At 73.7% G+C, this 13688-nt stretch carries 10 protein-coding genes; 2 read left to right on the top strand and 8 right to left on the bottom strand.

Features of this window, described 5'->3' with window-relative positions:
- Positions 1–98 precede the first annotated feature (98 nt).
- Both folE and JJI54_RS32630 read left to right on the top strand, forming a co-directional pair.
- Positions 99–737, top strand: a complete 639-nt coding sequence (folE, locus tag JJI54_RS09550) for a GTP cyclohydrolase I FolE (protein ID WP_203072728.1) — start codon at positions 99–101, stop codon at positions 735–737.
- A 130-nt stretch (positions 738–867) separates the two neighbouring features.
- Positions 868–4281: a beta strand repeat-containing protein gene (locus JJI54_RS32630; protein WP_203072727.1), complete on the top strand. Its 3414-nt coding sequence runs from the start codon at positions 868–870 to the stop codon at positions 4279–4281.
- Positions 4282–4379: 98 nt separating this feature from the next.
- Here JJI54_RS32630 and JJI54_RS09540 read toward each other — a convergent pair whose 3' ends face one another.
- The 8 genes from JJI54_RS09540 to JJI54_RS09505 form a co-directional block, all read right to left on the bottom strand.
- Positions 4380–4766 carry a RidA family protein gene (locus JJI54_RS09540; RefSeq protein WP_203072726.1) on the bottom strand — a complete coding sequence of 129 codons (387 nt, stop codon included), beginning with the start codon at positions 4764–4766 and terminating at the stop codon, positions 4380–4382.
- Between the two features lie 11 nt (positions 4767–4777).
- Entirely contained in the window at positions 4778–5443 is a 666-nt protein-coding gene (locus JJI54_RS09535) for a hypothetical protein (protein WP_203072725.1), read from the bottom strand.
- 71 nt (positions 5444–5514) lie between these two features.
- Complete coding sequence (gene hslO, locus JJI54_RS09530; protein WP_203072724.1) at positions 5515–6492, bottom strand: Hsp33 family molecular chaperone HslO; 978 nt, start codon at positions 6490–6492, stop codon at positions 5515–5517.
- Between the two features lie 136 nt (positions 6493–6628).
- Positions 6629–7186, bottom strand: a complete 558-nt coding sequence (locus tag JJI54_RS09525) for a DUF3035 domain-containing protein (RefSeq protein WP_203072723.1) — start codon at positions 7184–7186, stop codon at positions 6629–6631.
- The gene (lspA, locus tag JJI54_RS09520) at positions 7183–7680 is read right to left on the bottom strand and encodes a signal peptidase II (RefSeq protein ID WP_203072722.1); all 498 of its coding nucleotides are present in this window, start codon (positions 7678–7680) and stop codon (positions 7183–7185) included. The genes JJI54_RS09525 and lspA overlap by 4 nt, the downstream gene beginning before the upstream one ends.
- A gap of 4 nt (positions 7681–7684) precedes the next feature.
- The gene (ileS, locus tag JJI54_RS09515) at positions 7685–10513 is read right to left on the bottom strand and encodes an isoleucine--tRNA ligase (RefSeq protein WP_203072721.1); all 2829 of its coding nucleotides are present in this window, start codon (positions 10511–10513) and stop codon (positions 7685–7687) included.
- 474 nt (positions 10514–10987) lie between these two features.
- Positions 10988–12244, bottom strand: a complete 1257-nt coding sequence (locus JJI54_RS09510; RefSeq protein ID WP_203072720.1) for a M16 family metallopeptidase — start codon at positions 12242–12244, stop codon at positions 10988–10990.
- On the bottom strand, positions 12241–13656 hold the full coding sequence (locus tag JJI54_RS09505; RefSeq protein ID WP_203072719.1) for a M16 family metallopeptidase: 1416 nt from the start codon (positions 13654–13656) through the stop codon (positions 12241–12243). The genes JJI54_RS09510 and JJI54_RS09505 overlap by 4 nt, the downstream gene beginning before the upstream one ends.
- Positions 13657–13688: the final 32 nt, after the last annotated feature.

Raw genomic sequence — 13688 nt, 5'->3', positions numbered from 1 at the left:
CGGAACCCGCCCCATCTGCCCGTCCAGAGGAAGGCGCCGTGACGCGGCGGCGCGCCAAGACAGACGCCGCATCCAGACGCCATCAGGAAGCAAAGACCGTGAACATCCAGACCCCGCCCAGCATCGCCGCCCCCCAGGCCTCCACCCTGCAGCGTCCCTCGCGTGCCGAGGCCGAGGCCGCCGTCCGCACCCTGCTGCTCTGGGCCGGCGACGACCCGAACCGGGAGGGCCTGGTCGATACCCCCGCCCGCGTCGCCCGCGCCTATGAGGAATTCTTCGGCGGCTACGACACCGATCCCGTCGAGCTGCTGGCCCGTTCCTTCGAGGAGACGGACGGCTATGACGAGATGGTCGTGCTGCGCGACATCCGCCTGGAATCGCATTGCGAGCACCACCTGGTGCCGATCATCGGCCGGGCGCACATCGCCTATATCCCGGATGGCCGCGTGGTCGGCATCTCCAAGCTCGCCCGCGTGCTGGAAGCCTATGCCAAGCGCCTGCAGATCCAGGAGAAGCTGACGGCGCAGGTCGCCAACACGATCGAGACGGTGCTGAAGCCCAAGGGCGTCGCCGTGGTGATCGAGGCGCAGCACCAGTGCATGACCACGCGCGGCATCCACAAGCCGGGCGTCAGCATGGTGACCTCCCGCATGCTCGGCGCCTTCCGCGACGATGCCTCCACCCGCCGCGAATTCATGGCGATGATCGGCTCCCCGCGCCTGGGCGCGGAGGGCTGAGCCTGCCGGGGGGCCAGGCGGCCCCCCGCCCCCGCGGCCGTCCTCGCCGCGAAATATTCACCATCGCCAGGCCATCCTGTTCCCCCCGTGCCGGTCCCCGACCTGCGGCGCGGCGGAAGGGCCGGAGGCGATGCAGGTCACATCAGTCACGCTGCGGGCCGCGGGCCAGAGCCTGACGATCAACACGCTGACGCCCGACCAGGTCGCCGGGCTCGGCGACCCCTTCCTCGCGCGCATGACGCCGCAGGCCATCGCCGTGATGCGGGCGGACCAGCTGGCGGCGCTGACGCCGGAGGCGATCGGCAAGATCCCCGGCCGCGCCTGGTCCGGCCTTTCCTCCACCCAGGCGCCGGCGCTCGGCAGCGCGCAGCTGGCCGCCTTCGGCACCGCGGGCATCGCCGCCCTGCAGGCGCGCACGGTCGGCGCCCTCGCCTCCGGCCAGCTGGCCGCGCTCGGCGCCCCGCAGATGCGCGCCATCGCGCCGGCCGGCATCGCCGCGCTCTCGCCCCTCCAGGCCGCGGGGCTGTCCGCCACCCAGGCCGGGGCGCTGGGCGCCACGCAGCTTGCGGCGCTGCGGCCCCAGGCGGTGGCGGCGCTCGGCACGGCGGCGATCGGCGCCCTTGGCGCGACGGCGCTGGCGGCCATGCCGACGGCGGGGATCGCCGCGCTGCGGACGGACCAGGTGGCGGCGCTGTCCACCGCGCAGATCGGCAGCCTGACGCGCCAGCAGGTCGCGGCCCTCAAGCCCGCCCAGGTGGCGGCGCTGGGCACGGGGCAGATCGCCGCCCTCTCCCCCACCGCGGTCGCGGGGCTGCGCGCCGCCGCCGTCGCCCGCCTGTCCGGGGATGGCCTGGCCGCGCTCTCCTCCACCCAGGTCGCGGCGATGGAGGGGCGGCAGCTCGCGGCCATCGCGGCGGCGGATGTCGGCGACCTCTCCGGCGCGCAGCTCGCGGCCATCAGCGCCTCCGCCATGGCGCTGCTGACCGTGGCGCAGGTGGCGGCGCTGGACAGCGCGGACCTGGACGCGCTGACCACCACCCAGATCCGCGCGCTGGGCCGCGCGCAGGTGGAGGCGCTGACGGCGCCGGAGGTGGCGTCGCTGGAGACGACGCAGCTCGCGGCGCTGTCCGCCGATGGCATGGCGGGGCTGGGTGCGGAGGATCTGGCCGGCCTGTCCACCGACCAGCTGCGCGCCTTCGGCAGCACCCAGATGGCGGCGCTGCGGGGCGCGCAGCTCGGCGCGCTGTCCACCACCGCCATCGCCGCGCTGCGGCCGGACCAGGTGGCGGGGCTGCCGCCGGCCGCGCTCGCCGCCCTGTCCTCGGACGCCTTCGCCGCGCTGGGGACGGCGTCGCTGGCGGCGCTCCGGCTGCCGCAGCTCCGCGCGCTGGGCTCCGCGCAGACGGCCGCGCTCGGCTCCGCCAGCCTGGCGGCGCTGAGCGCGGGGCAGGTGGCGATGCTGGGCTCCGCCGCGCTGGCCGGCCTCTCCACGGCGGCGGTGCGGGGCCTCACGGTGGATGCGCTGGATGGGCTTTCCGCCGGCGCGCTCGGCGGCATCCCGCCGGCGACGCTGGCGGCGCTGACGACGACGCAGCTGGCGGGGCTGCTGCCGGGGCAGCTCCAGGGCCTGGGCTCCGCCCAGGTGGCGGCGCTGTCCAGCACCGCCATCGCGGCCTTCGCCACCACCCAGCTCGCGGCCCTTTCCTCCACCGGGATCGCGGGGCTGTCGGACCAGGCGGTCGCGGCGCTGGGCACCACGGGCCTGGCCGCGCTCGGCCGGCCGCAGGTCGCGGCGCTGTCCAGCGCCGCCATCGCCGCCCTGTCCACGACGCAGCTCGCCGCGCTGTCCTCGACCCAGCTCGGCGGCCTGACCGCCGCCCAGGGCGCGGCGCTGACGAGCGAGGCGCTGGACGCGCTCGGCACCACCGGGCTCGCCGCGCTGGCGCCGGCGGCGCTGTCGGGCGTGCTGCCGGGACGGCTGGCGACGCTTCCGGCCGCGCGCTTCGCCACGCTGTCCACCGCCCAGATCGGCGCCCTCACCGCCTCCCAGGTCGAGGCGCTGGGTGCCGACCGGATCGGCGCGCTGGGCACGGCGCAGCTCGGCGCGCTGACGCGGGTGCAGGCCACGGCGCTGACCTCCACCATGCTGGCCGGCTTCGGCACCACGCAATGGGCGGCGCTGTCCACCAAGGCCATCGCCGGCCTGGCGACGGAGGCCGTGGCGGCGCTGGACGCGGGGGAGTTCGCCACCTTCTCCACCGGCGCCATCGCCGCGCTGCGCCCGGCGACCCTGGCCGCGCTGGGCACGGCGCATCTGGCGGCGCTGGCCACCACGCAGGTCGCGGCGCTCACGGCCGGGCAGGCGGGCGCGCTGGCGGCGGAGGACATGGCCGCGATCGGCACCGCCGGCCTGGCCGCGCTGCCGAGCGCCACCCTCCGCGGCCTGTCCACGGAGGCGGTCGGCGCGCTGGATTCCGGCTTCCTCGCCGCGCTGTCCACGGATGGCCTGGCGGCGCTGACCTCCACCCAGGGCGGCGCGCTGCAGGCCGGCGCGGTCGCGGCGCAGGGGACGGCGCGGCTGGTCGTGCTGGCGCCAGCGGTGATCGGCGGCCTGCAGCCCGGCGCGGTGGCGGCCCTCGGCACCACGCAGCTGCGGGCGCTGACGACGGGCCAGGTGGCCGCGCTGGGCTCCGCCGCGCTGGCGGCGCTGTCGCCGGACCAGGTGGCGGCGCTGACCACGACGCAGTTCGGCGCGCTGCCGGCCGCGGCCATCGGCGGGCTCGGCCCCGCCAGCCTCACGGCGCGGCTTCCGGCCATGAGCACCACGCAGCTTTCGGGCCTGGTCTCCACCCAGATGGCGGCGCTGGGGAGCGAGGCGGTGACGGCGCTCGCCTCCACCGCCCTGCCGGCGCTGGCCTCCGGCGCCATCGCCGGGCTCACCACCGATACGCTGGCCGCGCTCGGCACGCGGATCGCGGGGCTGACCAGCACGCAGATGGGCGGGCTCGGCTCCGCCCAGATGGGCGCGCTGACCACGGCGATGCTCGGCGCGCTCTCCGCCGGGCAGGTCGGCGCGCTGGGCTATTCCGCCACCAGGGCGCTGACGACGGAGCAGATCGGCGTGCTGGATACCGCGCAGATCGGCGGGCTGAGCACGGTGCAGGTGCTGGCGCTGACGACCGACCAGCTCGGCGCCCTGACCACCACGCAGCTCAGGGCGCTGACCACGACGCAGATCGCGGCGCTGACCACGGCGCAGGTGGCGTCACTGACCACCGATGCGCTGGCCGCGCTGGGGCCGGAGGATACGCCGGGGCTGACCACGCTGCAGCTCCAGGCGCTGGAGCCCGGCGATATCGGGGCGCTGGGGGCGGAGGCCTTCGCGGCGATGCGCCCCGGCACGCTGGCGGCGCTGGACAATGGCCAGCTGGCGACGGTGACGACGGCGCAGCTGGCCGCCATCCGCGCCCGCCAGATCGCCGCCTTCACCCAGGCGCAGCTGCAGCAGTTCAGCGAGCCGCAGCTGGCGGCGCTCTACGGCTAGAGCAATATGCGTTCAGATGGAATCATCTGAACGCATTTCTTGCTCTAGATTCAATGACTTCTAGAGCACGAGCTGCGTTCATTTGAACGCAGCGTGCTCTAGGCGACGGCTTCCGCCTCCACCTCGAACAGGAAGCGCGGATCGGCCAGGCCCGCCACCACCAGCAGGGTGCTGGTCGGCGCCAGCGTGCCGAGGAACTTCTCCCGCTCCGCCCGCCAGGGGCCGATCAGGGCGCGGTCGGTCAGGAAGACGCCCATCTTCACGATGTTGGCGGGGCCCATGCCATGGGCGGCCAGGATGGCGCCGAGATTGGCCAGCGCCTGGGCGATCTGCGCCTCCCCGCCCGCGGCGATGCTGCCATCGGGGCGGACGCCGATCTGGCCGGAGATGACGAGGCGCCGGCCCGGACCCTCCACCAGGGCCGCGTGGGAATAGCGCGATCCCGGGGCATGGACGCCGTCCGGGTTGGCGAAGGTGACGGGCATGGGCGGGTTCCTCAGCGGGGCCGGGTGGCGGAGAGGTCCTCGCGCTCCACCGTCTCCGGCGCCGGCGCGGCGGGGGTGGTCACGGCATCCTGCATCCAGGCGCGGAGCGTGCGGCGGAGCTGGAACTCGAACTCCACGTTCAGCTGCTCCATCGCGTCGCGCACCACATCCTCCGCCGCGCGGGCGCGGGCGCCGGGGGTGGCGCCATCCGGCAGGGTGCGGCCGCGGCGGGCCTCGGCCTCCACGAAGGCGACGCGGCGGCCCTCGGGCGAGAGGATCTCCAGCCGGCAGAGCAGCTGGCAGGTCAGGCGCTCCCCGGGCTCCCCGGCGAAGAGGCTGGTGAGCCCCCCGCCGCCGGCCAGCCTTTCGCGGGTGAAGCGCGCCTGGCTGATGATGAAGCGGCCCTGGCCTTCCGTCCCCACCGGCACCAGGCGTTCATCCGCCATGCGCCGCATCTCCACATCCGGCCGCAGCGCGGGGGCGGGGCTGGAGATCTGGACGGCGCCGGGCAGCGGGTCCGCGACCTCGATGTCCTGGACGTTGAGGCGCAGCGGCGTCAGGTGCCGGTAGCCGGTGACGAGCGGCGGCAGGGCCACGGGTTCGGGATCCCCCCCGCAGGCGGCGAGGCCGAGCGGGAGCAGCAGGGGGGCCTTGAGCAGCGACCGGCGCATCGTCATGGGGTTCGGGGCCTCCGGCGGGAATCGGCGCTGACTAGACACGGGCCTTGCCCGATGGGCAACGGTCCCGCTCAAGCGCGCCCGGCCTGGCCGCGGACCTCCGCCCGGTCGAAGCGGAAATCCACCGCGCAGAACTCGCAGGTCATGGTGATGGCCCCGGCTTCCGCCATGTGGTCCAGGTCATCCTGCCCGAAGCTCTCCAGCACGGAGGCGAGGCGCGCGCGGGAGCAGCGGCAGCCATAGGACAGCGCGCGGGCGCGGTCGGCGGCCAGGCCTTCGGCATGGAACAGCCGGTGCAGCAGCTGGTCCGGCGACAGGCCATCATCCAGCAGTTCCGCCGGCGTGATGGTGTTGGCCAGCACCTGGGCGGTGTGCCAGGCATCCTCATGCTCCTCCGCATCCGCGGCGGCGCCGATGCCGCCATCGGCGGCCACGCGTTCGATCACCAGCGCGCTGGCGCGCCAGCCGGAGAGGTGGCGGCCGCAGGCCAGCCAGACCTGGCTTTTCAGCTGCTCCGAATTCGCGAAATAGGCGCCGGTCATCGCCGCCAGGCTGTCGCCCTCGATGGCGACGATGCCCTGGTAGCGGTCCATGTCCGGGCCCTGGTCGCAGGTGAAGGCCAGGTAGCCCTTGCCGAGCAGCTGCTGCGCGCTGGGCTCGGGGTTCCGGGCCAGCAGCGCCTCCAGCTTCCCGGCATCCACCTTGGCGGTGCCGCGGAGCGCGCCGCCATCGGTGCAATCCGCCAGCAGCATGGTCACGGGCCCGTCGCCCTTGGCCTGGAGGCTGAAGGACCCCTTGTATTTCAGCGCGGTGGCCAGCGCCGCGGTCAGCGCCAGCGCCTCCCCCATCAGCTTCAGCACCACGGGGTGCTGGCTGTGGCGGCCGAGCAGCGCATCGGCCAGGGCGCCGAGCCGCACCAGGCGGCCGCGGACGGGCCGTTCCTCCAGGTGGAAGGGCAGCACGCCGCGCGGGACGACCAGGTCCGGCACCGGCGGGCGGTCATGGTTCAGGAAGGCGGGCGTGGCGGAAGGCGACGTCGGATCGGTCACGGGCAGCTACCAGTCGGGGAGGGTAAGCCGCCTAGATAGGGGCGCGGGACCGGGGAGTGAACCCGGCCCGCATCCAAGCCTTGTCCCGAGCCTCGTCCCCGAACCTCGCCCCGGGCCTCCCCGGGGCGGCCGCGCCTCAGAAGAGGCGGTTGAGGATGCCGGTGCGGCTGTTGGTCGCCGCGGGCTGCTCGATGGGGGTGGTGCCGTCCGTCGTCTCACGCCCCAGCGCCGCATTCTCCCGCAGGCGCTGGGCTTCCCGCGTCGAATCCACGGCGATGCCGGGGGGCGGGGCCTCGCGCCAGAACATCAGGCGATCGACGATGCTGCGCTCCGGCCGGTCCAGCCGCAGGCTTTCGGCATCCACCGCGCGGCGGACATCGCCGGTGACGGGGCCGCCGGCCTGGGCCAGCAGCGCGCGCTCGGCGCCCGACGGCGCGGCGGCGGTGGCGCCGGCGGCGCCGCCGGCCAGGATGGCGGCCGGCGCGCGGGCCTGGTCCTGCGGGCGGGGCGCGCCCGGCGTGGGCGGCGGCAGGTCCACCATGCGCGGCGGCACGGAGAGCGGCGCGCGGGTCGTGACCTGGAACTCGTCCGGCGGATCCCGCGTGAAGCCGAGGGAGCGGGCGGTATCGCCGCCGCAGCCCGCGAGCGTAGCTGCGAGCGGCAGGCCGAGCAGGAGGGTGCGGATGCGGGTCATGGCGCCTGATCCTTACCCCTGCCCGATGGCCGGAACAAGGCATCCGCGAGCAGGCAGCAGACGCCGATCACGATGGCGGCATCCGCCACGTTGAACACGTACCAGTGCCACCCCCAGGCATGGGCATCGGCGAAGTCCGCCACGGCGCCGAAGCGGGCCCGGTCGATCACGTTGCCGACCGCGCCCCCGACCACGGCGCCGAGCGCGAGCGCCGTCAGGCGGTTTTCCGCCCGCGCCATCCAGCGCAGCAGGAAGCCCGCGATCAGCAGCGCCATGACGCCGAGCGCGACCTGCGTCCACAGGCTGTCGCCCGCGAACATCCCGAAGGTGACGCCGCGGTTCCAGACCATGGTCAGGTCGAAGCCGAAGGGGCCGAGTGCCAGCAGCGGGATGTGGCCCACCTGCGGCAGGGCCACGACGTAGAGGATGAACCACTTCGAGACCTGGTCGGCGACCAGCACGATCGCCGCCAGGATCAGCCCGATGCGCAGCATGGGGTCAGCCGACCACCGCGTCGCAGCGGCGGCAGAGCTTCCCGGGGTGGCCGACCACTTCCGGCAGGACGCGCCAGCAGCGCTCGCACTTCTCTCCCGGCGCCTTGCCCGCTTCATGCGGGGGCTCGCCGGCCTCGATCGCGACGTCGGAGACGATGAGGATCTCCGCCCAGCGCTCCGCATCCAGCAGCGCATCCCCTTCGGGCAGGCGCAGCGTGACCGCGGCCTGGAGGGAGGAGCCGATCTCCTTCGCGTTGCGCAGCGCTTCCAGCTGCGTCGTCACCGTGCCGCGGAGTTCGCGGATGCGCGCCCACTTCGCCGCCAGCGCCTCGTCCCGCCACTCGGCCGGGATGGCGGGCCAGTCCTCGAGGTGGATGGACCCATCCTCCGAGGGGAAGCGCGCCAGCCAGGCTTCCTCCGCCGTGAAGGCCAGCACGGGGGCGAGCCAGGCGCAGAGGCAGCGATGCAGCACGTCCAGCACCGTGCGCGCGGCACGTCGCCGCAGGCTGTCCGGCGCGTCGCAGTAGAGCGCATCCTTGCGGATGTCGAAGTAGAAGGCGCTGAGATCCGTCGAGCAGAAATGGTGGATCTCGGGATAGACGCCGGTCCAGTCGAAGCGCGTCGGGCTGGCGGGATCGGCGGCGGCGCGCAGCTTCGCATCCAGCTCCGTCAGCCGGTGCAGCACCCAGCGCTCCAGCTCCGGCAGCTGGTCGTGCGGGACCTTTTCCGCCTCGGAGAAGCCATCGAGGCTGCCGAGCAGCCAGCGCAGCGTGTTGCGGATGCGGCGATAGAGCTCCGCCTGCTGCTTCAGGATCTCCGGCCCGATGCGGAGGTCGAGCGCGGTGTCGGCGTTCATCACCCAGAGCCGCAGGATGTCCGCGCCGTACTGCTTCATCACGTCCTGGGGCGCGGTGACGTTGCCGAGGGACTTCGACATCTTCCGGCCCTGCTCATCGAGCACGAAGCCATGCGTCAGGATCGCCTTGAAGGGCGCGACGCCGTTGGTGCCGACGCTCTCCAGCAGCGAGGAATGGAACCAGCCGCGATGCTGGTCGGAGCCTTCCAGGTAGAGGTCCGCCGGGAAGGGCAGGCCGCGCGGCGGCAGGACGAAGGCGTGGGTGCTGCCGGACTCGAACCAGACATCGACGATGTCCATGACCTGCTCGTAGTCGTCAGGATTGCGTTCGTTGCCGAGGAAGCGGGCGGCGGCGCCGGGCTGGTACCAGGCATCGGCGCCCTCCACGCGGAAAGCCTCCAGGATGCGGGCCATGACGGTCGGGTCGCGCAGCGGCTCGCCCGTGCGCTTCTCCACGAAGACGGCGATGGGCACGCCCCAGGCGCGCTGGCGGCTGATGCACCAGTCCGGCCGCGCGGCGACCATGCTGCCGATGCGGTTGCGGCCGATATCGGGGACGAAGTGCGTCTTCGCGATGGCATCGAGCGACTTGGCGCGGATCTGGCGCTCGTCATCCATGGCGATGAACCATTGCGGCGTGGCGCGGTAGATCACCGGCTTCTTGGACCGCCAGCTATGCGGGTAGCTGTGCTGCAGCTTGCCCGTCGCGGCCAGCGTGCCGAGTTCGGTCAGCGCGGCATAGACCGATGTGTGCGCCTTGAAGACGTGCTGGCCCTCGAAGCCCGGGGCCTGGACGGTGTAGGTGCCGTCATCGCCGACGCATTCCGGGATCTCGATGCGGCTGTCCGGATGCGCGCGGTTATGCGCGACGACGAGGGCGAAGTCCTCCTCGCCATGGCTCGGCGCGATATGGACGATGCCCGTGCCGGCATCGTCGGTGACGTAGTCGCCGGCCAGCATCAGCGCATCATGGTTGTAGGCGCCGGCGTGTCCCCGCAGCGGCGCCGCGCAGGCCGCCCCTTCGAACTCCGTGCCCGGGAAGGTGCGGACCAGCGTGTGCGTTGCGACGCGAGCGTCGACGCAGAATTGCGGCAGCAGCGCGAGCGCCACCAGCATCCGGGCACCTGGCTTCACCAGCGCGCCCTCGGCGACGCTGTCCACATGGATCTCGGCGTAGGTCAGCTCCGGCCCATAGGCCAGCGCGCGGTTGCCCGGGATGGTCCAGGGCGTCGTCGTCCAGATCACCACATCCGCGCCGACCAGGCCGGGCGAGGACGGCGCGCGCAGCACGCGGAACAGCGCGTGCAGCGTGGGCGAGACATGGTCGTGGTACTCGATCTCCGCTTCCGCCAGCGCCGTCTTCTCGACCGGGCTCCACATCACGGGGCGGAGCCCGCGATACAGCGAGCCGTTCATCAGGAACTTGCCGATCTCGCCGGCGATCACGGCCTCCGACGGGAAGTCCATCGTCGCGTAGCGGCCCTGCCAGTCGCCGAAGACGCCGAGGCGGGTGAATTCGTCCCGCTGCACGCCGAGCCAGTGCTGCGCATAGGCGCGGCATTCCGCGCGGAAGTCGAGGACGGGGACGCTGTCCTTGTCCTTGCCCTTGGAGCGGTATTCCTCCTCGATCTTCCATTCGATCGGCAGGCCGTGGCAGTCCCAGCCCGGGACGTAGTCGGCATCATGGCCGGCCATCTGGGCGGCGCGGTTGATGACGTCCTTCAGGATCTTGTTGAGGGCGTGGCCGATATGGAGCGGGCCGTTCGCATAGGGCGGGCCGTCATGCAGGACGAACTTCTTCCGGTCCTTCGACCGTTCCCGCAGCTTCGACCAGAGGTCCATCTTCTGCCAGCGGGCGATCCATTCGGGTTCGCGCTTCGGCAGGTCGCCGCGCATGGGGAAGGGTGTCTTGGGCAGGAAGACGGTGCCGCGGTAGTCGCGGGCAGCGGCTTCGGCGGTGGCGGGGCTGTCGGTCATCGGTGGTGTCCCGGGCGGCCCGGCGGGGCGGGCGGCGGAAAGGGGGTGTTCGGCGCGCGGCGTGTCCCGACCCTCAGCGGAGGGCCGGGCCGCTAATTCGAAGGGCGGGCTGCCGGAACATGACGGGCATATGCGGAGGCGCGGGCTTCCGGGTCAAGCGGCGGGCTCGGCTGTGGCTTTGAGGCCACTAAGAATACAGCGGATTTAGCCGATTATGCCGATTAGGTGCGTTTAGCACCGTTTTTCGCATGGGGGCTCCGCCCCCCTGCACCCCCCGCCAGGGTCCAGCGGGACCCTGGACCGCGGCATGTTGGCGCCACGCCAACTGACGACGGTCCAGGCCCGTCTCGGGACCTTGGTCCCTTTGGGCGGATAGGGTCCGGGAAAGGCAGCGCCTTTCCCGGAATCACCGGCGCATGCCTCAGGCGTGGTCTTGGGAACCTATCAGGAACACCCGCGCCGATGCCAGCGGAATCAGACCCCCTCCGGCCGCCCCGCGATGGCGACCGACAGTGCCTCCGGCTTCAGCAGCCGCCCCGCCACGCCGCGCAGCCCCTCCACCGTCAGGGCCCGCAGGCGGTCGCTGCGCTTGTCGAGCCAATCGACCGGGCGGTTGTTGCGGCGGAGCGCCAGCAGCGTGCCGGCGATGCGGCGGCTGTCGGTGAATTGCAGCGGCAGGTTGCCGGTCAGGAAGGCGACGGCATCCGCCAGTTCCTCCGCCGTCGGGCCCTCGGCCGCCATGCGGGCCCATTCGGCGCGGGTGACGGCCATCGCCTCCCCCACCTTGGCGTTGTCGGTGGCGGAGGAGCCCACGACGAAGCCCTGGCCGAAGAGCGTGTCGAGCCCCGCGCCGATGCCGTAGGTGAGCCCGCGCTGGACGCGCACCGCCTCCATGAGGCGGGAGGAGAAGCCGCCCCCGGCCAGGATGCGCAGCACGACCTGGAACCCCTCCCAATCCGGGTCGGAGACCGCGAGGCCCGCCTGGCCGAACTGGATGGCGGATTGCGGGGCCGGGACCTCGATGATGCGGGGGGCGAAGGGGACGAAGGGGGGCAGCGGCGGGGCCGTGGGCGGCTCCCCCGCCGGGAGCCCGGCAAACAGCGTCGGCAGCAGGGCCGAAAGCTGCGCCGCGGTGATGGCGCCGGAGGCCGCCACCAGCACGCCGCCGGCGCGAAGCTGGCGGGCCAGCGCGTCCCGGATCGCCTGTTCGGGCAGGGTCGACAGCGTCTCCACCGTGCCGCCGGTAGGGCGGCCGGCGGGGTGGTTGGGGTAGGCGGCGGCCCAGAAGGCGCGGCCGACCTGGCCGCGCGGCGTCTCCAGCTGGGACCGTGCGCCGGCGACCGCGCGGGCGCGCATGCGGGCCACGCTGTCCGGCGCCAGGCGCGGCGCCGTCATGGCCAGGTTGGCCAGCCGCACAGCCTCGGGCAGCGCGGGCAGCAGGGCGCGCAGCGAACCCTCGAACCCGTCCCGCTGCGCATCGAAGCCGAGGCCGATGGCATTGTCCCGCAGCGCATCGGCGAAGCCGACATTGTCGAGCTCCCCGGCCCCATCGGTCAGCAGCCCGGCGCCGAGCGCCAGCGCGCCCGCATGCTCCGGCGCATCCAGCGCCGCGCCGCCGCCCCAGCCCCAGGCCAGCGACACGACGGGGACGGAATGGTCCTCGATCAGCCAGGCGGTGAGGCCACCCGGCGCGGTGACGGTCTGGATCTCGAGCCTGAAGGGGGTGCTCACAGCCGCACCTCCGCCGGCGCCGCGACGCCTTCGGGCAGCAGCCAGCCGCTGCCGGAGGGCGCGCGGCCCAGCACGGCCTCGGCCGCCTTCGCCACCTGGTCGCGCGTGACGGCGCGCATGCGGCGCGGCCAGTATTCCACCGTCTCCAGGTCGAGGCCGATGGCCAGCGCATTGCCGATCATGCGCGGCGCGGCGCCGAGCCCATCGAGGGCCAGCAGGGATCCCGCCGTCATCTGCCGGATGCTGCGCGCGACCTCGGCCTCGGTCGGGCCGCCGGCATCCAGCAGGCGCTTCACCTCCGCCACGATCGCCTGCTCGACGCGCTCCGCCGGCACTTCCCGCCGCGGGGTGGCCGAGATGTCGAAATCGGTCCAGCCGGCGACATCGCCGTCGTAGCTGGCGGAGGCCGCGAGCGCGATGCCGCCTTCCACCAGCGCGCGGTGAAGCCGCGACCCCTGCCCGCCGCCGAGGAGATGGCGCAGCACCTCCAGCGGATCGGCGAGCGTGGAATCGCCCGCCGTCATGGACGGCGCCTGCCAGGATCGGACGAAATTGGCCTCGCCGCGCAGGCGCGGGTCGTTGCGGACGAAGCGGGGCTCCGGCGGGCTGGCGGGCGGCGGGGCGCGGTCCCGCGGCACGGCGGGGCCGGCGGGCAGCGCGCCCCATTCGGATTCGGCGATGCGCCAGAAATCCTCGGCCGAGACCGCGCCGGCCACGACCAGCACGGCATTGCCCGGCGCGTAGCGGGCGCGGAAGAAGGCCAGCAGGTCGGCATGGGAGATGGCGCGGATCTCCTCCTCCCACCCGATGATCGGGCGGCCGCGCCAGTGCTGGCGGCCCCACATGGCGGCGTCGAAGCCCTCATAGAACAGCGCGCGGGGGGAGGAGCCGGTGCGCTGGGCGCGCTCCTCCAGGATCACGCGGCGCTCGCTTTCCATCTCGGCGGCGGGGATCAGCGCGCCCGCGAAGCGGTCGGCCTCCATCATCGTCACCAGCGGCAGGCGGGACGCCTCCACATGCTGGAAGTAGCCGGTGACGTCGCGGGAGGTGAAGGCGTTGTCGTTGCCGCCTTCCCGCGCCACGCGGCGGGAGAATTCGCCGGAAGCGACGCGCGGGCTGCCCTTGAAGAGCATGTGCTCGAGGTAGTGGGCGATGCCGGAGAGGCCCGGCGGATCCTCGCCCCCGCCGGCCGCGACATAGGCGTAGTTGGCGATCACCGGCGCGCGGCGCTGTTCCACATGCGCGACCCGCAGGCCGTTCGGCAGGGTGCGGAGCGTGGCGCCGAAGAGGGGCCGGTCCTCCAGCGCGGCGGCGGGGGCCGCGGGCTGGGCCACGGGCTGGGCCAGCGGGGTGGCGAGGAGGGTGGTGGCGGCCGCGGCCTGCAGGCAGGTGCGGCGGGTGATCGTCGTCATGACCGCAAGATGGGGCCGGATGGGCGCGGCGC

Origin of the sequence: Falsiroseomonas ponticola (genome assembly GCF_016805305.1) — a bacterium.
Lineage (GTDB): Bacteria > Pseudomonadota > Alphaproteobacteria > Acetobacterales > Acetobacteraceae > Falsiroseomonas > Falsiroseomonas ponticola.
Note: the sequence above shows the minus strand (reverse complement) of the source record. Positions and strands in the feature narration are given on the sequence as shown.

Coding starts and splice junctions, on each gene's coding strand:
- lspA (WP_203072722.1), bottom strand. CDS start 7,680: ATGCTGCGCATCGGGCTGATCCTGGCGGCGATCGTGCTGGTCGCCGAC.
- ileS (WP_203072721.1), bottom strand. CDS start 10,513: ATGACCGACAGCCCCGCCACCGCCGAAGCCGCTGCCCGCGACTACCGC.
- JJI54_RS32630 (WP_203072727.1), top strand. CDS start 868: ATGCAGGTCACATCAGTCACGCTGCGGGCCGCGGGCCAGAGCCTGACG.
- JJI54_RS09535 (WP_203072725.1), bottom strand. CDS start 5,443: ATGACGATGCGCCGGTCGCTGCTCAAGGCCCCCCTGCTGCTCCCGCTC.
- JJI54_RS09505 (WP_203072719.1), bottom strand. CDS start 13,656: ATGACGACGATCACCCGCCGCACCTGCCTGCAGGCCGCGGCCGCCACC.
- JJI54_RS09540 (WP_203072726.1), bottom strand. CDS start 4,766: ATGCCCGTCACCTTCGCCAACCCGGACGGCGTCCATGCCCCGGGATCG.
- JJI54_RS09525 (WP_203072723.1), bottom strand. CDS start 7,186: ATGACCCGCATCCGCACCCTCCTGCTCGGCCTGCCGCTCGCAGCTACG.